Annotated in this window: 19 protein-coding genes; 8 read left to right on the forward strand and 11 right to left on the reverse strand. The window is 68.5% G+C overall.

Annotation, left to right across the window (positions count from 1 at the left end):
• Positions 1-163: 163 nt before the first annotated feature.
• A complete protein-coding gene (locus ACQKDV_RS10665) occupies positions 164-3,025 on the reverse strand; it encodes a S8 family serine peptidase (RefSeq protein WP_427783723.1) in 2,862 nt (953 codons plus the stop codon).
• Between the two features lie 182 nt (positions 3,026-3,207).
• Here ACQKDV_RS10665 and ACQKDV_RS10670 point away from each other — a divergent pair, with 182 nt between their 5' ends.
• The 3 genes from ACQKDV_RS10670 to ACQKDV_RS10680 all read left to right on the forward strand — a co-directional run bounded on the left by ACQKDV_RS10670 (position 3,208) and on the right by ACQKDV_RS10680 (position 5,403).
• Positions 3,208-4,383 carry a thiolase family protein gene (locus ACQKDV_RS10670; protein WP_427783724.1) on the forward strand — a complete coding sequence of 392 codons (1,176 nt, stop codon included), beginning with the start codon at positions 3,208-3,210 and terminating at the stop codon, positions 4,381-4,383.
• A 122-nt stretch (positions 4,384-4,505) separates the two neighbouring features.
• Positions 4,506-4,847, forward strand: a complete 342-nt coding sequence (locus tag ACQKDV_RS10675; RefSeq protein ID WP_108769575.1) for a hypothetical protein — start codon at positions 4,506-4,508, stop codon at positions 4,845-4,847.
• Positions 4,848-4,992: 145 nt separating this feature from the next.
• A complete protein-coding gene (locus ACQKDV_RS10680; RefSeq protein WP_427783725.1) occupies positions 4,993-5,403 on the forward strand; it encodes a hypothetical protein in 411 nt (136 codons plus the stop codon).
• 365 nt (positions 5,404-5,768) lie between these two features.
• On the opposite strand, the gene ACQKDV_RS10685 is transcribed toward ACQKDV_RS10680, so the two are convergent.
• Positions 5,769-7,409, reverse strand: coding sequence for an acyl-CoA dehydrogenase family protein (locus ACQKDV_RS10685; protein WP_427783726.1), 1,641 nt, complete (start codon positions 7,407-7,409; stop codon positions 5,769-5,771).
• A 113-nt stretch (positions 7,410-7,522) separates the two neighbouring features.
• Here ACQKDV_RS10685 and ACQKDV_RS10690 point away from each other — a divergent pair, with 113 nt between their 5' ends.
• The 4 genes from ACQKDV_RS10690 to pdeM are packed head-to-tail and all read left to right on the forward strand — an operon-like array spanning position 7,523 to position 13,212.
• The gene (locus ACQKDV_RS10690; protein ID WP_427783727.1) at positions 7,523-8,521 is read left to right on the forward strand and encodes a ligase-associated DNA damage response exonuclease; all 999 of its coding nucleotides are present in this window, start codon (positions 7,523-7,525) and stop codon (positions 8,519-8,521) included.
• Positions 8,518-10,125, forward strand: coding sequence for an ATP-dependent DNA ligase (locus ACQKDV_RS10695; protein WP_427783728.1), 1,608 nt, complete (start codon positions 8,518-8,520; stop codon positions 10,123-10,125). The genes ACQKDV_RS10690 and ACQKDV_RS10695 overlap by 4 nt, the downstream gene beginning before the upstream one ends.
• The gene (locus ACQKDV_RS10700) at positions 10,122-12,581 is read left to right on the forward strand and encodes a ligase-associated DNA damage response DEXH box helicase (RefSeq protein WP_427783729.1); all 2,460 of its coding nucleotides are present in this window, start codon (positions 10,122-10,124) and stop codon (positions 12,579-12,581) included. Before ACQKDV_RS10695 ends, ACQKDV_RS10700 begins: the two co-directional genes overlap by 4 nt.
• Positions 12,571-13,212 carry a ligase-associated DNA damage response endonuclease PdeM gene (pdeM, locus tag ACQKDV_RS10705; RefSeq protein WP_427783730.1) on the forward strand — a complete coding sequence of 214 codons (642 nt, stop codon included), beginning with the start codon at positions 12,571-12,573 and terminating at the stop codon, positions 13,210-13,212. The genes ACQKDV_RS10700 and pdeM overlap by 11 nt, the downstream gene beginning before the upstream one ends.
• A gap of 27 nt (positions 13,213-13,239) precedes the next feature.
• Here the strand turns inward: pdeM and ACQKDV_RS10710 are convergent, their stop codons facing one another.
• From ACQKDV_RS10710 to rlmD, 9 genes are all read right to left on the reverse strand, one after another.
• Complete coding sequence (locus ACQKDV_RS10710; protein ID WP_427783731.1) at positions 13,240-13,509, reverse strand: hypothetical protein; 270 nt, start codon at positions 13,507-13,509, stop codon at positions 13,240-13,242.
• 177 nt (positions 13,510-13,686) lie between these two features.
• Positions 13,687-14,955, reverse strand: a complete 1,269-nt coding sequence (locus ACQKDV_RS10715) for an FAD-dependent oxidoreductase (protein WP_427783732.1) — start codon at positions 14,953-14,955, stop codon at positions 13,687-13,689.
• 159 nt (positions 14,956-15,114) lie between these two features.
• Entirely contained in the window at positions 15,115-15,321 is a 207-nt protein-coding gene (locus ACQKDV_RS10720; RefSeq protein WP_005410590.1) for a cold-shock protein, read from the reverse strand.
• Between the two features lie 86 nt (positions 15,322-15,407).
• On the reverse strand, positions 15,408-16,154 hold the full coding sequence (locus ACQKDV_RS10725) for an S-methyl-5'-thioinosine phosphorylase (RefSeq protein WP_427783733.1): 747 nt from the start codon (positions 16,152-16,154) through the stop codon (positions 15,408-15,410).
• Between the two features lie 91 nt (positions 16,155-16,245).
• The gene (locus ACQKDV_RS10730; RefSeq protein WP_079222740.1) at positions 16,246-16,800 is read right to left on the reverse strand and encodes a hypoxanthine-guanine phosphoribosyltransferase; all 555 of its coding nucleotides are present in this window, start codon (positions 16,798-16,800) and stop codon (positions 16,246-16,248) included.
• A complete protein-coding gene (gene nagZ / locus ACQKDV_RS10735) occupies positions 16,800-17,807 on the reverse strand; it encodes a beta-N-acetylhexosaminidase (protein ID WP_427783734.1) in 1,008 nt (335 codons plus the stop codon). Before nagZ ends, ACQKDV_RS10730 begins: the two co-directional genes overlap by 1 nt.
• A 90-nt stretch (positions 17,808-17,897) precedes the next feature.
• Positions 17,898-18,590 (reverse strand): DsbA family oxidoreductase, encoded by a 693-nt coding sequence (locus ACQKDV_RS10740; RefSeq protein WP_427783735.1) that lies wholly within the window; start codon positions 18,588-18,590, stop codon positions 17,898-17,900.
• Positions 18,591-18,674: 84 nt separating this feature from the next.
• Positions 18,675-19,160: a CYTH domain-containing protein gene (locus ACQKDV_RS10745; protein WP_427783737.1), complete on the reverse strand. Its 486-nt coding sequence runs from the start codon at positions 19,158-19,160 to the stop codon at positions 18,675-18,677.
• Between the two features lie 33 nt (positions 19,161-19,193).
• A complete protein-coding gene (rlmD, locus tag ACQKDV_RS10750) occupies positions 19,194-20,528 on the reverse strand; it encodes a 23S rRNA (uracil(1939)-C(5))-methyltransferase RlmD (protein ID WP_427783736.1) in 1,335 nt (444 codons plus the stop codon).
• A gap of 128 nt (positions 20,529-20,656) precedes the next feature.
• Here rlmD and ACQKDV_RS10755 point away from each other — a divergent pair, with 128 nt between their 5' ends.
• Positions 20,657-21,379, forward strand: a complete 723-nt coding sequence (locus tag ACQKDV_RS10755) for a response regulator (RefSeq protein ID WP_427783738.1) — start codon at positions 20,657-20,659, stop codon at positions 21,377-21,379.
• The last annotated feature ends 176 nt before the right edge of the window (positions 21,380-21,555 follow it).

Here is a 21,555-nt window from a genome sequence, read left to right on the forward strand (position 1 = left end):
AATAAAACCAAACACCACAAACCCAATTAAGTTGCTTGACTGCTTTTATGTTGAGTTTTCCTATTCACATCCCCCCCCCTCCTCGACAAACCTCATGGATCCTCTCTGCCGGCCAGCGGCCGGCACTACCACTTCTCTGCCGGCCAGCGGCCGGCACTACCGATCAGAAGGCCGTGCTGTAGCGCAGCGCCACTTGGCGCAGGTCGCCGCGTGGGCCGAAGCGCTGGTCGTAGCCGAACGCAAGCCGCGTGTTGCGGCTCAACCACGATTCCACCGACACGCCGAACAGGCCACCGGAACGTGCCGGCTGCAGACCGGCCATCGGTGCCCACGCGTCAACGCCGACGAAGCTGGCGTCGGCCTCCATGCCCTGGCTGGACAGCAGTTGCTGCCACTCGGCATAGCCTCGCAGCGACCACCCGCGCCACTGGCGCTCGGCGCGCACACCGGCCAGCGCCTGGCTTCGGCTGCTGATCCCGCCCTGCGTGCGCAGGCCGAAGCCCAGCCCCCCCTGCTCGCTGAAGCGATCACGGTCCACGCGTGCATGGTCGACCCCGACGTAGGGGGTCAGCGCGGCCGTGGCCGTACCGAAGCGGTAGCCGCTCTCCACGCTGGCCATGCTGAAACGGCCGCCGTAGCGTGCGTTGACGCCATACTGCTCCGCGCCCAGCAACAACTGGCGGTCGATCTGCCGGCTGAACTGACCCGCGCCGACCTGGCCCAGTGCGTATGCGCCGCCACGGCTCCAGCCCACGTACAGCTGTGCCTGCGACTGGCGGTCACGACCGCGATCACCGCCCCAGCTGCTGTTGCTGTAGCTGCGCAGTTCGCCGAAGGCGAAGCCCAGCACGCCATTGCCCGCCGTTGCCACATCCTGTCCCATCATCCAGCCACGGGTGTCGGTGCCACTGGCCGAGAAGCTGCCCTGGCCCGCATCGCCCAGTGCGTTCTGCCAGGCCGCGCCCAGCCGCGGCGCGCCCTGCACCTGGGCGAAGCGCGCCGACAGGGCGCGTCGGCTCAGGTCGATGCTGTCGAACGTGGCCGCCGCTGCCAGCGCATGGGCCTTGCCGGACAGGCTGTCCAGGCTGGCCTGCAACGCCTGGTTGCCCTGCACGCGCTGCAGCGCGGCTGCGCCGTCGGCGAAGGAGGACGCGCGCACGCCGGCATCGAGCCACTCGAACGCCGATTCCACCCGCCGTGCCGACGCCAGCGCCGCGCCCGAGGCGCGTGCCGCAGTGGCGGCCTGGGTGACGTTGATGCGGTCGGTGACCAGCACGACGTCGTTGCTGCCATAGGTCAGCGACGCCTGCAGCAGGGTGCCCTGCGGCAGGCTGTTGCTGACCCCGTCGAACGTGCCGGTGACCCCCTGCCCTGCATGCAGCACGGTCTGGGTGCGACCATCGGCGGCCACGTAGCCGCTGACGACGCTGGCCACATGCACATCACCGCCCTGCAGGGTGGCGGTGCCGGTGACATCCAGCGGGCTGGAGCCCAGCGAGACGGTCAGCCGCGCGCCGGCGCGGTGCAGGTAGTTGCCCTCGATGGTGGCGCTGGTATTGGCATTGCGCACGATCAGGCTGGCGCCATTGTCGACATTGCCCTTGACCCGGCTGCTGCCGGTCAGGAACTGCAGCGCGGCGCTGTCAGCGCCGCTGGACTGCGGCAGCACCACTACGTTGGAGGTGATCGACGCGCCATCACGCAGCGCCAGCGTGCCCTGCTCGATGCGGGTATCGCCGGTGTAGGTATTGGTACCGGACAGCGCCAGCGAGCCAACGCCCTGCTTGACCAGACCGCCGCTGCCGCTGATGTCGTTGCTCCAGACCGAGTCCAGGCCCAGCTGTGAAACGTTGACCGTGGCGTTGCCCCAGTCGAACTTCGCCGGGCCGTTGATGGCCTTGGCGATGTTCAACAGGCCGTAGCCGAAGGTGCTGTCCACGCCAGGCGCTCCGAGATCGGTGGCGGTGCCGAGCAGCGTCTGGCGCACCAGATCGTTGCTGAAATACGGGTACTTCTGCCAGACCAGCGCCGCCGCACCGGAGACCAGCGGCGCAGCGAACGAGGTGCCGTAATTCCACAGCAGGGTGGAGCCGGTCGGATACTGCGGGTTGACGAAAATGGCGGCACCCGGAGCAGCCAGGCAGTAGTTGGCGGCCACGCCGCAGGCATTGGCATAGCTGGCCAGCTTGCCCGGGTCGGTCGAATCGACCGCGGTCACCGACAGCCAGCCGCGCTCGAGATCGGCCGCCGGGCGCGAGCCGCCCGCACCGGCCTGGCTGGGCAGTGCCGCCATGCTGGACGGATCGGTCTTGCTTTCATTGCCGGTGGCGAACACCACCAGACCGTTGTTGCCGATGATGAAGGGCCGGTACTCGGCGGCGATGGGCGCGGTGGCCGCGGGATTGGTCCAGTACAGCCCGCCCCACGAGTTGTTCATGATCTTCACGCCCTGGTTGATCAGGTCCTGGTGGATCCCGGCCAGACCCAGGGCGCCGTCGACTTCATTACCGTTGCCCGAACCGTCATCGGTCGGCCGCGTGTCGGAAATGATCCGTGCCGAGACGATCTGCGCGTTCGGGGCGATACCGCCCGGCCACGAACCGAAGGCCTTGCCCGCCGCCAGTTCAGCGACGGCCGTGCCGTGCCCGACCACGTCGTCGCTGTTGAGGTTGTTGGTGCGCGGATCGACGTAGCTGTAGTTGGCCAGCACGCGCCCGGTCAGGGTGGGATGGTTGCGCTGCACGCCCGAATCAACGATGCCGATGCGCACGCCGCTGCCATCGAGCCCCGCGCTGCGCGCCGCATCGGCCTGGGTAATGGCCAGGTGCGCGTTGATGGCCGGCTCGGCCGGCTGGGTCGGGGTCACCGGTGGCGTGGTCGGTGGCGTGGTCGGTGGCGGCGGCGTGGGGGGCGTGGTCGGTGGCGGGTCGACGCGCGTATTGCCGCCGCCGCCACCGCCGCAGGCCGTCAGTGCAACCACCAGTGCCGATCCGAGGATCGACCTTCCCATCGTCGAGCGTTCCATCGATTCCTTCCCATGAACGTTGGCCTGCCACCTTCCCTGCAGGCATGAAGGGCTGCCCGGCGGCAGCCGTCGCCGACCCTCTATACTTGGGCCGACCCCCACGCAGTCTGCCGGGAAACAGCGCTGCATCCAACAGCCGCCGTCTCCTTTCCGAACATTGCTCACGCATCAACGAGATTGCCATGTCCAACATCGTCATCGCTGCCGCCAAGCGCACCGCCATCGGCTCCTTCCTCGGCCAGTTCACCGGCGTGCCCACCCCGACCCTCGGCGCGGCCGCCATTGCCGCTGCCCTTGAGCAGTCCGGGGTACCGGCCAGCGACGTCTCCGAAGTCCTGATGGGCTGCGTGCTGCCAGCCAACCTCGGCCAGGCGCCGGCCCGCCAGGCCGCTATTGCCGCCGGCATCCCGCTGTCGGCCGGCGCCACCACCTTGAACAAGGTGTGCGGCTCGGGCATGAAGACCATCATGCTCGGCCATGACCTGATCAAGGCCGGTTCGGCCACGGTGGTGGTGGCCGGCGGCATGGAATCGATGTCCAACGCCCCGCACATGCTGCCCAATTCCCGCACCGGCAACCGCTTCGGCAACTTCCAGGCGGTGGACCACATGGCCCACGACGGTCTGATCAACGCCTACGACGGCAAGGCCATGGGTGAATTCGCCGAATGCGCGGTGGACAAGTACCAGTTCACCCGCGAGGAACAGGATGCCTACGCCATCGAATCTGTGCGTCGCGCCCAGGCCGCGCAGGCCAGCGGCGCCTTCGCTGACGAGATCGTCGCGGTGAAGGTTGCCACCCGCAAGGGTGAGGTCGAGTTCGCCAGCGACGAGCAGCCGGGCCGTTCGGACATCGCCAGGATCCCGACCCTGCGCCCCGCCTTCAAGAAGGACGGCAGTGTCACTGCCGCCAGCTCCTCCAGCATTTCCGACGGCGCCGCCGCCGTGGTTCTGCTGACCGAGGAAGACGCTGCTGCGCGCGGCATCACGCCGCTGGCCCGCATCGTCGGCCATGCCACCCATTCGCAGGAGCCGGAATGGTTCACCACCGCCCCGATCGGCGCAATCCACGCCCTGCTGGAAAAGACCGGCTGGAGCCTGGACCAGGTGGATCTGTTCGAGATCAACGAAGCCTTCGCCGTGGTGGCCATGGCGCCGATGCGTGAACTGGGCATTGCGCATGCGAAGATCAACGTGAATGGCGGCGCCTGCGCACTGGGCCATCCGATCGGTGCATCCGGTGCGCGCCTGGTGGTAACCCTGGTCAACGCCTTGCGCACGCACGGCGGCAAGCGCGGCATTGCCACGCTCTGCATCGGCGGCGGCGAAGCAACGGCCATCGCCATCGAATTGATCTGAAAGGGATTAACGCTGATTTCGCAAAAATGAATGCGGGACCGCTTGACAGCCAAACGTGGCTTGTCATCATGTTGTCGGCGCGCAGTTGCGCGTTGCCTAATTCAACGACGAGGATTCACACAATGAGCATCAACAAGCTGCTGGTCGCGATGTCCCTGGCTCTGGCCCTGGCCGCCTGCTCGAAGCAGGAAGCTGCCCAGGACGCCGCTGCTTCGGCCAACGAAGCCGCCACCGAAGCCCAGGCTGCTGCCGACCAGGCCGCCGCTGCTGGCGCCCAGACCGCCGACGCTGCCCAGCAGGCCGCTGACACCGCCGCCACCGCTGCCGACGCTGCGACCGACGCTGCTGCCCAGACCGGCGCTGCTGCTACCGACGCCGCTGCTGAGCAGGCCAAGGACGCTGCCAAGGCTGCCGAAGGCACCGCCGAGCAGGCCAAGGACGCTGCTGAAGAAGCCAAGAAGTAATCACTTCTTTCTTCAGGCTGTTCTGGAAAAGCCGCTGGTTCGCCAGCGGCTTTTTCTTTGCCCGCAGGATTTGCTGCCACCACCGCGCCTTCACGACGGCATGAATAGGCTGGCGTCCCCATCCATTGCAGTGCTGGAGACCGCCATGAAGACCCGTCCGATGACCACCACCCTGTTGGCCGCCTCCCTGCTGCTGGCCCTGGCCGCCTGCAAGGGCCCGGAAGCCGAACAGGCCAAGCAGGACGCCGCGCAGGCCGCCGACAGCGCCGGTGCCGCCGCCCGCGAAGCGGTGGACAAGGCCGCCGCCGCGACCCGCGAAGCAGCCGACAAGACCGCTGAAGCCTCCGAGCACGCCGCCGCCGACACCCAGCGTGCGCTGGACAACGCCGCCGACGCCACTGCCAATGCCGCCGACCAGGCCAAGGCTGCGGCCCACGACGCCGCCGCCCACGCCAGCGACGCCACCGCGACGGCTGCGCAGAAGGTCGCCGACAAGGCCCGCGACGTTGCCGCCGATGCCAAGGCCAACGCGGCCAAGGAAGAAGCCAAGCACTGAAGCGCCGCTGCGCTCGCCGGGCATCGCCCGGCGCTACAGGAAAAGCCGCGGCATTGCCGCGGCTTTTCTGCTTCTGCTTTTTCTGTTGATTCCGTGGTGGACGCGCCCGGAAACCGGCCGGGGCCGCGCGGGTGGGTTGCGCAGGGGCGTAAGCGCCATGGATGGCGCGCCCGAGCCTTATCTGATGGAAATCTGGCAGCGTAGGCATCGAGAGCCGGCGTGGGCCGCCGTGCGAGCCTGGATCTCGACGATCATCATGTAGCTACACGGACGTATTCACGGCGTCCCCTGCGCAACCCACCCGCGCGGCCCGCCACCGATCCAGACGCGGCGCGACCACCGCGAGGGGCTCCGCCGTTGGCCGCTTACTGCGGCAGCGCCCGCGCCAGCATCGCCCCCACATCCACCCCCGCCGGCAACGTCCCGAACACCAGCCCGTGCTCGCCCTGCAACCGGCTGCGGACGAACGCCTCCGCCATCGGGCTGCGCGCACGCAGCAGCAACGCCGCCTGCAGCAGCAGGACCGTGCGCTCGCAGAACAACCGCGCCTGTGACTCATCCGGTGCCGGTGCCGACGCCCAGCGCTGCAGGGCCGCCGCATACCCCGCATCACGGTCGGCCACCGCCTCCAGCTCGGCCCGCAGCGCCAGCAGCACCTCCGGCTCGCGCCCCAGCGCACGCAGCACGTCCAGGCACTGCACGTTGCCACTGCCTTCCCAGATGGAATTCAACGGCGCCTGCCGGTACAGCCGCGGCAGCATCGACTCTTCCACGTAGCCGGCGCCGCCCAGGCACTCCTGCGCCTCGTTGACGAAGGCCGCCGCGCGTTTGCACACCCAGTACTTGCCCAGCGCGGTGCCCAGCCGCGCCAGCGCAGCCTCTTCCGGGTCGCTGCCGGCACGGTCGACGGCGCGCGCGATGCGCATCGCCAGCACCGTCGCCGCCTCCGATTCCAGCGCCAGATCGGCCAGTACATTGGCCATCAGCGCGTGTTCCACCAGCGGCTTGCCGAAGGTGCGCCGGTGCCGCGCATGGTGCAGCGCCTGCGCCAGCGCCATGCGCATTTCCGCCGCCGCACCCAGCATGCAGTCAAGCCGGGTCATCATCACCATGCCGATGATGGTGGCCACGCCCCGCCCTTCCTCACCCACGCGCCACGCCTGCGCGCCGCAGAATTCCACCTCGCTGGAGGCATTGGCCCAGTCGCCCAGCTTGTCCTTCAGGCGCATCAGGTGGAACGCGTTGCGGTCACCATCGGCCAGCCGCCGTGGCATGAGCAGGCAGGTCAGCCCGCCCGGTGCCTGCGCCAGCACCAGGAAACCATCGGACATCGGTGCCGAAAAGAACCACTTGTGCCCGACCAGGCGGTAACGCTCGCCATCGATCGGCTCGGCACGCGTGCTGTTGGCGCGCACATCCGAACCGCCCTGCTTTTCGGTCATGCCCATGCCCAGGGTGATACCCGCCTTGTCGGCCACCGGCACGTCGCGCGCGTCGTACACCGGCGCGGCCGCCTTGCGTGCCCAGTCGGCCAAATGCGGCTGCGCCTGCAGCACCGCCACGGCGGCGTGGGTCATCGTCAACGGGCAGCTGGTACCGGCTTCGGCCTGGTGGTGCAGGTAGCTCAATGCCGCCCGCGCCACGTGCGCGCCCGGCTGCGGCTCATGCCACGACAGCCCGGCCACGCCGTGCCGCTTGGCCGTCTGCATCAGCTGGTGGTAGGCCGGGTGGAATTCCACTGTGTCGATGCGATGGCCCTGTGCATCATGCGTGCGCAGCCGTGGCCGATCGCGGTTGGCATCAAAGCCCAGCTGATACAGCTCGTTGCCGGCCAGCGCACCGTATACCGCCAGCCGCGGCGCGAAAGCCGCACCGCCCTCGCGCTGCACCGCCTCCACCAGGGCCGCGTCGTCGGTCCACAGCTGGCGGCCGGCAAAGGGCGGCGGCTGGTTGAGCACCACATGGGTTTCAAAGGGCGCGCTGCTGCTGAAGCTCGGTCCGTTCATCGGTTCCATCCTGCCGGCGGGAAAGCTGCGCGCCGATTGTGCAGCATGCGCCGGCAACCCCGCGTTCAGGCCGGTTCTCGCCCTCTGCACGGCCGTCGCGCCACAGTGCGGGCATGGCATTCAATGAAGATCTGGTGGTGCTTCGTCCCGAAGGGCTGTACTGCGCTGCGGGCGATTTCCACATCGACCCCTGGCGGCCGGTGCCGCGTGCGGTCATCACCCACGGCCATGGCGACCACGCACGGCCGGGCATGGGCGAATACCACTGCAGCCCCGGCAGCGCGCCCATCCTGCGCTGGCGGCTGGGTGAGGTGCCGCTGCAGGTACATGCCGAGGGCCAGCCGTTCACCCTGGGCCAGGTGCAGGTATCGCTGCATCCGGCCGGCCACGTGCTGGGTTCTTCGCAGGTCCGCATCGATGATGGCCGCCAGGTCTGGGTCGCGTCGGGCGACTACAAGCGCCAGCCCGACCCCACCTGTGCGCCATTCGAAGTGGTGCCCTGCGATACCTTCATCACCGAAGCGACCTTCGCCCTGCCGATCTACCGCTGGCCCGATACCGCAGCGGTGGCTGCCGAGATCGTGGCGTGGCGGAAGGAATGCGCGCAACGCGGTGAGGCGGCGGTGCTGCTGTGCTATTCGCTGGGCAAGGCGCAGCGCGTGCTCGGCGAGCTGCTGCCATTGGATGACACGCCGGCCTGGCTGCATGGTGCCGTGGCCAACGGCGTGGCGGTGTACCGCGAGGCGGGCATCCCGATGCTGGAAACCCTGACCGTGGCCGAACAGGGCCGCCAGCCGGATGCGGCGGGCAAGCTCATCATTGCCCCGCCCTCGGCGGCGGGCACGCCCTGGCTGCGCCGCTTCGGCCGCCATCAGCTCGGCTTCGCCTCGGGCTGGATGCAGCTGCGCGGCAACCGCCGCCGTCGCAACGTCGATCGCGGCTTCGTGGTGTCCGACCATGCCGATTGGCCCGCCCTGCTGCAGACCATCGAGCAGACCGGTGCCAGCCGGGTGATCGCCACCCACGGCAACACCGATGCACTGATTCCGTTCCTGCGCGAACGCGGCGTGGCCGCCGAAGCTTTCCGCACCGATTTCGGGAGCGAGGAATGAAGGCGTTCGCCGCGCTTTACCGGCGGCTGGACCGCAGCACCGCCACGCTGGACAAGCGTGCGGCGCTGGTTGACTACTTCGCCCAGGCAGGCGCGCACGATGCAGCGTGGGCCCTGTACCTGCTCAGTGGCGGCAAAGTCGGTGGTGCACGCCGCAAGATCGCCGCCAGCGGCGAACTGCGGGCCTGGGTGAGCGAGGAATCCGGCCTGCCCGCGTGGCTGGTCGAAGACAGCTACGCGCAGGTGGGCGACCTGGCCGAAACGCTGACCCTGCTGCTGGATGATCCGGCGCAGCCCGCGCCCGACCGTCCGCTGGCCGAATGGATCGAGCAGCACCTGCTGGCGGTGGCCAACCAGCCCGAGGATGTGCGTCGCGCTGCCGTGGTCAGCGGCTGGCGGCAGCTGCCGGCCGACCAGCGCCTGGTGTTCAACAAACTGCTGACCGGCGCGCTGCGCGTGGGTGTTTCGCGGCGGCTGGTGCAGCAGGCGCTGGCCGAATGGTCGGGGCTGGACATCGCCCGCATCGCCCAGCGCATGCTCGGTGAGTGGGTCCCTTCGCCCGGCCTGCTGGCGCAGCTGCTGTCGCCGGAGGAACTGCCGCTGGACCGCCAGCAGCCCTATCCGTTCTTCCTGGCGTCACCGCTGGAAGGCGAACCGGGCGAACGCCTGGACGCGATCGAGGACTGGCTGCTGGAATGGAAGTGGGATGGCATTCGCCTGCAGCTGCTGCGCCGCCAGGGCGAAGTGGCGCTATGGTCGCGCGGCGAGGAACGGCTGGATGGGCGCTTCCCCGAGATCGAACAGGCGGCCGCCGCGCTGCCCGACGGCTGCGTGATCGATGGCGAACTGCTGGCCTGGGATGAAGCCGGCGATGCACCGCGTGCATTCACCGCACTGCAGACACGCATCCAGCGCCGCAAGCCCGGTGCAGCGACGCTGCGCAACACACCCGTGCGCGTGCTGGCCTACGATCTGCTGGAACGCGACGGCCAGGATCTGCGCGGACAACCGCTGCAGCAGCGGCGCACACAGCTGGCCGAACTGGTCGGCGCGCTCGGCGATGCGCGCATCCAGCTCTCGCCCGATGTGCATGCCGCGGATTGGACACAGGCGGCACAGCTGCGCGAAGGCTCGCGCGAACGCGGTGTCGAAGGACTGATGCTCAAGCGCCGTGATTCGATCTACCAGGCCGGCCGCCGCCGCGGCGACTGGTGGAAGTGGAAGGTCGAACCGCTGACCATCGATGCCGTGCTGCTGTACGCGCAGGCCGGCCACGGCCGCCGCAGCACGCTGTATACCGATTACACGTTCGGCGTCTGGGATGGCGACACGCTTGTGCCGGTGGCCAAGGCCTATTCCGGCCTCGACGACAAAGAGATCGCGGTGCTGGACCGTTGGATCCGTGCCAATACGCGCGAGCGTTTCGGGCCGGTGCGCAGTGTGCGCGGCGAGCAGGTGTTCGAGCTCGGCTTCGAGGCGGTCAACCGCAGCACGCGGCACAAGTCGGGCATTGCCGTGCGCTTCCCACGCATCCTGCGCTGGCGCCACGACAAGCCCGCCAGCGAAGCCGACCAGTTGGCGACCCTGCAGGCACTGGCACGATGAAGCGCCGCGACGCGCTGCAACGCCTGCAGGCCTGGTTCGGCAGCCGCGGTTGGAAACCCCTGCCGTTCCAGCGCGCGATGTGGCGGCACTACCTTGCCGGTGCATCGGGCCTGCTGCACACCCCGACCGGCAGCGGCAAGACCCTGGCGATGTTTGGCGGTCCGTTGCTGCAGGCGATGATCGATCCCCCGCTCGCACCGCTGCGGGCCAATGCGGTGCGCCCGCTGCAGGTGTTGTGGGTCACACCGCTGCGGGCATTGGCCAGCGACACCGCACGCGCCCTGCAGGCCCCCATCGAAGGCCTGGGCCTGGGCTGGAAGGTCGGCCTGCGCAGTGGCGATGCCAGCAACCGTGAACGCCGCCTCGCCCGCGAAGGCCGCATCGACGTGCTGGTGACCACGCCCGAGTCGCTGGCGCTGCTGCTGAGCTATCCCGATACGCTGGAACGCATGCGCCAGCTGCGCTGCGTGGTCGTGGACGAGTGGCACGAACTGATGGGCAACAAGCGCGGCGTGCTGCTGCAGCTGAACCTGGCGCTGCTCCGCGATACGGTACCGGCACTGCAGCTGTGGGGCCTGTCGGCCACGCTGGGCAATCTGCCGCAGGCGCGCGACGTGCTGCTGCCGGGCATGCCCGGCGCGTTGCTGGTGGAAGGTGCGCGCCAACGGCCGGTAGCGATCAGTAGTGTGCTGCCCTCCGGCGGCGAACGCTTCCCGTGGGCCGGGCACCTTGGCCTGGGCCAGCTGGCGCGCGTGCTCGATGCGCTGATGAGTACGCGCAGCAGCCTGCTGTTCACCAACACCCGCGCGCAGGCCGAACTGTGGCACCAGGCGCTGGCAGCGGTATGGCCCGAGGATGCACAGACCCTGGCCCTGCACCATGGCTCGCTTGATCCCACCCTGCGCCAGCAGGTGGAAGACGGCCTGCGCGCGGGAACGCTGCGCTGCGTGGTGGCCACGTCCAGCCTGGATCTGGGCGTGGATTTCCCCGAAGTGGACCAGGTGCTGCAGCTGGGCAGTCCCAAGGGCGTGGCACGCCTGCGCCAGCGTGCAGGGCGCGCGCGGCATCGACCCGGTGCCAGTGGCAGTGTGCTGTGCGTGCCGACACACGCACTGGAACTGGCCGAGTACGCGGCCGTGCGCCGGGCACTGCGCGAGGGCATCACCGAACCGCGCACGCCCCCCACGCTGTCACTGGATGTGCTGGCCCAGCATGCGGTCAGCCGCGCACTGGCCGGTGGCTTCCAGGCCGATGCACTGCTGGCGCAGGTGCGCCGTACGCATGCCTTCGCCACACTGCAGGATGCGCAGTGGCAGAACGTGCTTGAGTTCATCGTGCAGGGTGGCCGCGCGCTGGCGCAGTACCCCGAGTACCACAAGGTGGTGCTGGACGAGGATGGTCGGTACCGCATGCATGATCGCCGCCAGGCGCTGCGCCACCGGCTGTCGATCGGCACCATCAGCAGCGATGGCAGCGTGCGTGTGCAGTTCCTGCGCGGCGGTGGGCTGGGCGCGGTGGAGGAACAGTTCGCCAGCCGCCTGCGCCGTGGTGATCGCTTCCAGTTCGCCGGCCGCCTGCTGGAACTGGTGCAGCTGCGCGACATGACCGCCTACGTGCGCTTGGCGCGCGGCAGTGGCAACGGCGTGGTGCCGCGCTGGCAGGGCGGCCAGCTGCCCTTGTCGATGGCCTTGGGCCGCGAACTGGAGACCGTCCTGTCAGGTGCGGACAAGAGCCCCGAGGCGCGCTGGCTGACACCGTTGCTTGGCCTGCAGGACACGCTTTCGGAAAGGCCTGCGCCCTCGCGGCTGCTGCTGGAGGATGTGCGCCGTCGCGAAGGCCAATTCGTGTTCGTCTATCCCTTCGCGGGACGGCATGTGCACGAGGCGCTGGCGGCGCTGTTGTCGCTGCGCTGCACGCGCCTGCAACGCAACAGCATCGGCTATGCGGTCAATGACCACGGCCTGGTGCTGGCCCCGGCAGACGCGATCGAGCTTGACGCTGCCGCGTGGCGCGCCCTGTTCGATCCCGCTGACCTGCTCGATGATCTGCGTGCGGCGGTGAACCTGGGCGAGCTGGCGCGCAGGCAGTTCCGCGGCATCGCCCGCGTGGCCGGCCTGCTGGTGCCGAGCCTGCCCGGCGGCATGCCGCGCTCGCTGCGCCAGTTGCAGGCTTCGGCGGGGCTGCTGTACGACGTGCTGCGCGAACACGACCCTGACCATCTGCTGCTGGCCCAGGCCGAACACGAGGTGCTCACCGACGCGCTGGACCTGCCCGGACTGCAGCAGGCACTGCAGCGCATCGCCTCGCAGACGGTGTCGCTGCAGCGGCCAGCCACGCTGACGCCGTTGGGCTTTCCGCTGTGGGCCGAACGCCTGCGCGGGCAGTTCAGCAACGAGGACTGGCGCACCCGCGTGCAGCGCGCCGCACAGCAGCTGGAGCGGCGCCATGGCCACTGAACTGCCGCTGCAGCTGGCGGACGAACCGATGTGCCTGCTCGGCGCACGTGCACTGTGGTGGCCGGCACGGCAGGCACTGCTGATCGCCGACCTGCACCTGGGCAAGGCCGACGTCTTCCGCCGCGCCGGCATCGCGCTGCCCAGCGGCGGTACCGGGGACGATCTGCAACGCCTGCAGTCGCTGGTGCAGCGGCGTGCATGCCGCGAGGTATGGATTCTGGGCGACATCCTGCACGGGCCGGCCCATCGCGCCGCCTGGCACCGGCAATGGCTGGGCTGGCGCGAGCAGCACGCCGCGCTGGAGGTGCACGTGGTGCGCGGCAACCATGACCGCCACCTGCCACACGCAGCACTGCAGGTGCAGATTCACGATGACCTGCAGCTGGGGCCTTTCCTGCTGTGCCACGAGCCGCGGCAGCAGGCCGATGCACACGTGATCGCCGGCCACATCCATCCCCAGGTGGCCCTGCCTGCGCTGCGGCGGCGCTTTCCCGCCTTCTGGCTGCGCCAGGCACAGACCGTGCTGCCCGCGTTCTCGGCATTCACCGCCGGCGTCGTGCCACCGCGGCAGCGCGGCGAACAATGGATCGCCTGCGTGGAAAACCAACTGGTTCCGCTGCCCGCGCGTTGACCGCGGGCACCCAGGCCTGCGCCAGGCTCAGGCCGGGCGCGCGAGCAGTTCCGGCATCACCCGGAAATCCGCGCTGCGTTCATTGCTGTGGCGCGGCAGGGCCTGGATGACCACCAGCATTTCCCGCGCGCAGGTGCGGATGCGGGCATGGTGCGCAGGCGCCGAATGGCTGATCAGGCTGCCCACGTGAAATTCGAACACATCTTCCAGGACGTCGGGCTGGTCCTCGTGCAGCATCTGCAGCAGGCCCCTCAGCTTGCAGATTTCCGATTCCAGCTCATCGACCGCGAACAACATGGCATCCTCCTCGAATACGGCGGCGCATCCGGGCCGCAACAGGCCGCGACGGCGCTGCCGCCCGGCCACGCGCGATAGTCGATCACGGAAAGGAAAACGGGCGACGCGCCGATGGCGTGCTCCCTTCTTCTCGCATATCCGGGGTGAGGTGTTTGTTAATTGCCGTGACGGCGCGGTTCATACGCGCAGCTGAATCTCCGCCATTGCGGCGGTTTCCGGTACGTCGGCAAGTGCTGCGATGAAGGCTGGATCCAGTGCCATCGCACCGAACCAACCGTGCTGGGTGCCACTGAGTACGCGCAGCATGTGGCCACGCCCACCCGGCATGCGCCCCATCGGCCCGAGCAGCACATCGCGCGCCCTGGCCCAGACATCGCGGTCGGACTGGAACAAGGGCGTCAGCCAGCGGCTCCAGCGCTGGTAGACCGCCACATGTGCCCGCCGCTGTGCCTGGTAGGCCTGCAACGCGACCTCACCGCCTCCGTGCGTGCGCAGCGCATCGCGCAGGGCCAGCGCATCCAGCAGGGCCATGTTGACGCCCTGCCCCAGCTGCGGGCTCATGGCATGCGCGGCATCGCCGGCCAGCACCAGGCGGTCCTGATGCCAGCGCTTCATCACCGCATCGCGATAGACCGCGCGGGCCAGCTGGCCGGCGTCCTGCAGATGGGCGAAGCGTGCACTGGCCTGTGGCCACAGTGCATGCAGTTCTTCCAGCCACGGTGCCATGCCATCGGCCTGCCAGCGTTCGAAATCATCGCGCGGCAGGCTCCAGAAGAAACTCAGGCGCGGCGTGGCGTCGCCCGGACAGGTGCCAACCGGCAGCAGGCCGATCATCCTGCGCGCGGCGACATAGCGCTGGCGCAGTTCATCCGCGTGCGGCCAGTCCTCCGCCGGCAGCAGGCACCACAGCGCACCCCATGGGTAGACGCGGTCCAGCGCGATGCCATCGGCAACGCCACCGCGCAGCGTGGAAGCCGCGCCATCGGCGGCCACCACAAGGTCGAACGGACCATGCTGGCGCCCTTCGCTGTCGCGCAGGCGGCCCTGCGCGGCATCCACCGAAACGATGGGAGTGCCGACATGCAGCTGGCCGGCGCCTTCGCGGGCGTGGTCCAGCAGCGAGAACAGCGCCCCGCGCTGCATGCCCAGCCCATGCAGGCGCGCATCCAGCCCGGCATAGCCCATGTCCATCACCGCGCGCTCGCAGGGGGTATCGCCGTACAGCCGATGCACCGGTGCCGCATGCGCGCGCACGGCATCCAGCAGGCCCATCTGCCACAGCACCTGCAGGCCGCTGGGCTGCAGCAGGAAACCGGCGCCGACCGGCCCGGGCGTGGGCACCCGTTCGAAGATCTCCACCTCGTGGCCATCGCGGGTGAGCAGGATGGCCAATGCCTGGCCAGCGGTGCCGTAGCCGATCACGGCGATGCGCAGTCGTTCCTTCATGCCTGCATTGTGCCCGAGGCGGATTGCCGATGGAGACCACGCTCGTACCTGGCATCCACCCATGGCGTGGATCTACCCGCCGCCGGGGTGCCCGCGCACCGATGCCCGGCGCAAAAAAAACCCCGCCGGAGCGGGGTTTTCAACGCACTGTCGAGTGGATCACTCGGCCGGCGTGATGTTCGAAGCCTGGGCACCCTTCGGGCCCTGGGTCACGTCATAGGTGACACGCTGGCCTTCCTGCAGGCTGCGGAAGCCCTTGGAGTTGATGGCGGAGAAGTGCGCGAACACGTCGGCGCTGCCATCCTCCGGCGAGATGAAGCCAAATCCCTTGGCGTCGTTGAACCACTTGACGGTACCGTTCGGCATGAAATGCGAGACCTTTGCAATGAATGGGTGGTGTACGCTGAACCCGCGTACCGGCTGAGTATGCAAAGCTTGCCCGAGGATGACAATCACCCCCGCGCCAATTCGCCGACCAGTTCCGGAAGTCCGTTGCTGGCGGCCTGCACATTGGCCAGCACTTCGGCCATGGTGATCTCCTCGCCGTCACCGCAGCCTGCGGCCCAGTTCGCCACGATTGCCAGGCAGGCGTAATCCAGCCCCAGCTCCCGCGCCAGCGCGGCTTCCGGCATGCCGGTCATACCCACCAGATCGCAGCCGTCACGGCGCATGCGGGCGATTTCGGCGATGGTTTCCAGGCGCGGGCCCTGGGTGGCGCCATAGCAGCCGCCGTCGTGCACCTTCACACCGGTCACCTTCGCCGCGGCCAGGATTTTGCTGCGCAGCATCGGCGTGTAGGGATGGCCGAAGTCCACATGGACCACGTCGGCACCCTCTTCTTCACAGATGGTGCTGATGCGGCCCCAGGTGTAGTCGATGATCTGGTCCGGGCAGGCCAGCACGCGCGGACCGAAATCATCACCGATGCCGCCCACCGTGTTCAGCGCCAGCACCCGCTGCGCACCGATCTGCTGCAGCGCGGCCAGATTGGCGCGATAGTTGATCTTGTGCGGCGGCAGCGAGTGGCCCTCGCCATGGCGCGCCAGGAACGCCACGCGGTGGCCAAGCAGCGTGCCCACCCGCACCGGACCGGACGGGTGGCCGAAACGGGTCTCGACCTCGTGCGTCTGCACGTCATCGAGCTTGGCCAGGTTGTACACACCGGTGCCGCCAATCACGGCCAGGGCGATCTGTTGCATGCAATGCACTCCAGGAAAAGACAAACGCCGGCACCCGAAGATGCCGGCGCGGGACAGGACAGGACAAGGACAGGCCGCGAACGGCCCGTGCTTATTCCTTCATTGCGTAGATGGCCGGCACGCAGCGCAGGGTTTCGTTGACATCCATGCCAAAGCCGAAGACATAACGGTCAGGCAGTTCGATGCCAGCGTAGTCAGCGGTGACGTCCGGCAGGCCACGGTCGTGCTTCTTCACGGTCATCGCGGCGATGCGTACATCCGTGGCGCCCTGTTCCAGGCACCAGGTGCGCACGCCCTGCAGGGTGTAGCCCTCGTCGAGGATGTCATCGACCAGCAGCACGCGGCGGCCGAACAGCGCAGTGGCCGGCTTGTGCTTCCACACCAGGTCGCCGCCGGTGGTTTCACCGCGGTAGCGGGTGGCGTGCAGGTAATCGAACTGCACGTCCTGGCCGCGCGCGCCCAGTTCCAGTGCCAGCTGGCCGGCGAACGGCAGCGCGCCGTGCATGATGGACAGGAACAGCGGGACCTCGCCCTCGTAGTCGCGTGCGATCGCGTCGGCGATGCTGGCGATGGCCTTGTCGATGGTGGGACGGTCGACCAGCAGGTCGGCCTGGGCCAGGGCCTGGGAAATGGTGAGGTTCGGCATCAGACGGTTCTTCCAAGGGTGTGGAGCAAACGGGATTGGGTGTCGCCATGGCGGGCATCGGCCAGCAGGCCATCCCAGCCAAGCGCGCCGCGGCCCAGCAGGCCGAGCAGCACAGCAGTATTGAGGGAACGACCCTGCACGGCGTGCAGGGCGTCATCGACCAGTTCGGGGTGGCAGACCAGCACCACGTCGCAGCCGGCATCCAGGTGCGCGTGCACGCGTGCCGGCACGCCGCCGGCGCTGTGCGAGGCGGCCATGCCGATGTCGTCGGAGAACACCACGCCACGGAAGCCGAGCTCACCGCGCAGGATGTCCTGGATCCAGCGTGGCGAATAGCCGGCTGGTTCGGCCGCCACCTGCGGGTAGATCACGTGCGCCATCATCACCGCATCGGCACCGGCGGCGATGCCGGCACTGAACGGGACCAGATCCTGCGCGCGCAGCTCATCCAGCCCGCGCGGGTCGATGGCGGTATCGACGTGGGTGTCTTCCAGCACGGTGCCGTGGCCGGGGAAATGCTTGAGGGTGGCGGCCATGCCGGTGGCGTGCATGCCACGCACATAGGCGGCGGTGAACGCTGCCACGACCTGCGGGTCTTCGCTGAAGGCACGGTTGCCGATGGCGCGGTTGCCGCGGCCCAGGTCGACCACCGGGGCGAAGCTGAGGTCCAGGCCACTGGCGCGCACTTCGCTGGCCATCAGCCAGGCGTGCTGTTCGGCCAGGGCCAGGGCCTGCTGCGGGTCGCGGGCGTACTGCGCACCGATATCCTGCAGCGGCGGCAGATCGCTGTAGCCGTCACGGAAGCGCTGCACACGGCCGCCTTCCTGGTCCACGCAGATCAACTGCGGGCGCGGCGCGGCGGCGCGGATGGCCGCGCTCAGATCGGTGACCTGCTGGCGCGAGGCGAAGTTGCGCTTGAACAGCACCACCCCGGCCACGGCATCGTGCTGCAGCCAGTCGCGTTCCTGGGCGGTCAGTTCAGTGCCGGCAACGCCGATCAGCAGCATGGTCGATCTCCACTACGGGCGCCCGCATGGCGCAGTGCCGCATTGTCGCAGAACAGGCCGGTGGGCGCAGTGTTGACGAAAAGGGGAGGCTCAGACCTTGCAGCCGTCCGGGCCGCAGGCTTCGTCACCGGCAGCAGCGGCGGGCGCCCTCTGCTCGGCGGCGATCTGGCGCAGCGCATTGGCGAAGGCTTCCGGCGGCTGCGCGCCGGAGATGGCCCAGCGGCCATCGATGACAAAGGTTGGCACCGAGGAAATGCCCAGTGCGTGGGCCTGGGCCAGCTTGCCATCCACTTCGGCCAGGCCGCGGTCGGAAGCCAGCATTTGTTCAATCTCTGCACCATCCAGGCCGCCGGCCACGCCGGCCTTCACCAGCACGGCGGTGTCGGCCAGGTTCTGGCCATGCTCGAAGTGGGCACGGAACAGTGCCTCGCCCACCGCGTCCTGCACCCCGTGTACGCCTGCCAGCCACAGCACGCGGTGCGCCGGCAGCGTGGTCACCCGCACCTGGCCCTGGCTGAAGTCCATCGGCAGGCCTTCGGCGCGCGCGGTGGTCTGGGTCTGGCCGAGAATCTGCTCGGTGCGCTCGGCACCGCCGAACTTGGCGGCATAGGCTTGGCGCAACGGCACCGGCGTATCGCCAGCGTCGGGATCCAGCTGGAACGGCTGCCACTGGATGTCCAGTTCTGGCGCATCGGCGCCCAGCAACTGCACCCCCTGCTCGAAGCGATGCTTGCCGATCCAGCACCAGGGACAGACCACGTCGGAGTAGATATCGATCTTCATTCACGCGACATGGGGACCGCTGCCCTCGAAAAAAGGGGACGGAGGGGATTAAGTAGAATTAATCCCCTCCGTCCCCTTTCTGGTTCACCACTGTGAATAGGGGTGGCTGGCCAGGGCGACGTTGTAGTAGCGGGTGTCGTCGGTGACTTCGGCACCGGCCCAGTCCGGCAGGTCGATCACCTGGTCGGCACTGTCCAGTTCGACTTCGGCCACCACCAGGCCAGCGTTGTCGCCGAGGAACTCGTCCACTTCCCAGGTCAGGCCGGCGTGCTCGACCAGGTGCCGGCGTTTGTCGATCAACCCGCCTACGCACAGGGCGAGCAGCTCACGCGCGTCCTGCACCGGGATCGGGTAATCAAACTCCTGGCGGGTGTGGCCGATGGTGCGCGATTTCAGGTTGAGCGCGGCGTGGTCGCCTTCGATGCGCACGCGCACCGAGGCGTTCTGGCTGCCGCGATCAAGCGAGCCCATGTCGTTGATGTAGCCCTGCGCCATCGGGATCACCGTGTGCGCGGCGGCACGCCAGCCATCGTGGGTGACAAGGAATTTGCGTTCGATTTCGATGCCCATCGCACCATTAGGCGCGATGGGCACGGCAGCCGGTCAGCGCTTCTCGAACACGGCGATGCTTTCCACGTGCGCGGTGTGCGGGAACATGTCCATCGCACCGGCGCTGACCAGGGTGAAGCCCTGCTCATTGACCAGATAGCCGGCATCGCGTGCCAGCGAGCCCGGATGGCAGCTGACATAGACGATGCGCTTGAACTGCTTCAGCGGAAGCTGCTGCAGCACTTCGATCGCGCCCGAACGCGGCGGGTCCAGCAGCAGCTTGTCGAAGCCCTGGCGCATCCACGGGGTGCTGCGCTGGTCCTGGGTCAGGTCGGCACTGAAGAACTGCGCGTTGGCCAACCCGTTGCGCTCGGCGTTCTCACGCGCACGCGCCACCAGGCCGGCATCGCCTTCCACGCCGACCACTTCGCGTACGCGGCGGGCCAGCGGCAGGGTGAAGTTGCCCAGGCCGCAGAACAGGTCGAGGACGCGCTCATCCTCGCCCGGCGCCAGCAGGTCCAGAGCGTGGGCGATCATCTTCTCGTTCAGCTTGGCGTTGACCTGGATGAAGTCCAACGGACGGAACGCCAGCTCCACGTCCCACGGTGCCAGCCGGAACGACAGCGGCACGCCCTGCCCGTCCAGCGGGTGCACCGTGTCCACGCCGCCCGGCTGCAGATAAATGGCAAACCCGTGCTGTTGGCCGAAGGCAGCCCATGCGTCGCGATCGGCATCAGTGAGCGGCTGCAGGTGACGCACGGTCAGGGCGATGGCGTCATCGCCACCGATGAATTCGATCTGCGGGATGTCGCGTTTGCCATCCAGCGACTCGATGAAGGTCGACAGCGCTTCGACCTTGGTGCCGATTTCCGGGATCACGGTCAGGCACTGGCTGAGATCGGCCACGAAGCGCGGATCCTGTTCGCGGAAGCCGACCAGGGTCCTGTCCTTCTTCTCGACGCGGCGCACCGAGAAGCGGCCCTTGCGGCGGTAGCCCCAGCTGTCGCCGACCAGCGGCGGCAGCACGGTGCCCGGCTTCACGTGGCCGATGCGCTCCAGGTTGTCCATCAGCACACGCTGCTTGGCGACAATCTGCTGGTCTTCGTCCAGATGCTGCAGCACGCAGCCGGCACAGGTGCCGAAATGCGGGCACTTGGGCGTCACCCGCTGTGGCGAGGGCTGCAGCACCTCAACGGTGCGCGCCTCATCGAAATGGCGGCTGCGGGCGGTCTGTTCGGCCATCACCACCTCGCCCGGCAGGGCGCCACTGACGAAGGTGACCTTGCCACCCTCGCCTTCACGGCGGGCGACGCCACGACCATCATGGCTGAGGTCGAGGATCTCGGTCTGGAACGGAGTACGGTCGATGCGGGAGCGGGATCGGGCCACGTGGCAACAGGCTGCGGGCAAAAATGGGTGCGTATTGTCGCAGATCCGGACCATGGGGGCCCCATGGCCGCTTGCGCCCGCCGCCCGCGTGCTTGATGATGGACGCAGCTGACATGGAGGCAGCCCTGATGCAGATGACCCCGCGGGCCAGCCGGCCACGCTTCCTGCTTGTCGAGGATGACATCATCAGCCGCGGTTTTTTCAAGGCGGCGTTGGAAACATTGCCGGCGGATGTGGACACCGCTGACTCACTTGCAAGTGCATTGGCCCGCGCCGAACCCGGCGCCCATGACCTGTGGCTGATCGATGTCAACCTGCCCGATGGCAACGGCGCACAGCTGCTGCACGAACTGCGCCGCTCGCATCCGGACACCCCCGCCCTGGCACACACCGCCGATGGCGATGTGAGCATCCACGCGCGGCTGCGCGAGGCTGGCTTCAGCGACACCCTGGTGAAGCCGCTGGGCCGCGACCAGCTGTTGAAGGCGGTGCGCCGTGCACTGGTCAACACCCCGGCGGGGGCGAGCCCACCGCCTACCGCGATCGAGCTGGCGGTGGAAGACTGGGACGAGACGGCGGCACTGGCGGCCCTCAATGGCCAGCGCGCCCACCTGATCGCCCTGCGCGAGCTGTTCCTGGCCGAACTGCCGGGCGTGCGCGATGCGGTGGAACAGGCGGTGGTCCAGCACGACGCCTCAAGCCTGCGCAACCAGCTGCACCGGCTGCAGGCCAGTTGCGGTTTTGTGGGTGCAGCGCGTTTGGCACGTGCGGTGCGGCAGCTGCATCACGCGCCGGAATCGGTGCCGGCGCAGGCCGGGTTCCGGGCAGCGGTGGCAGCGCTCCTGCACTGAGGGGCGGGTCGGCAGGGCTTGCAGCCCTGCACCTGCTTAACGTCAACGTCAACGTCAAAAGCCTGCGTTCCGCGGGATGCCGGGGCACTGTGGGTTTGCGGGGACGGCGTAAATACGTCCCTGTAGCCTTGGTCGCCGCATCCATGCGGCTCACACCCCGCAAACCCACAGTGCCC

The organism is Stenotrophomonas sp. NPDC077659, from assembly GCF_050268705.1.
Taxonomy (GTDB): Bacteria; Pseudomonadota; Gammaproteobacteria; order Xanthomonadales; family Xanthomonadaceae; genus Stenotrophomonas.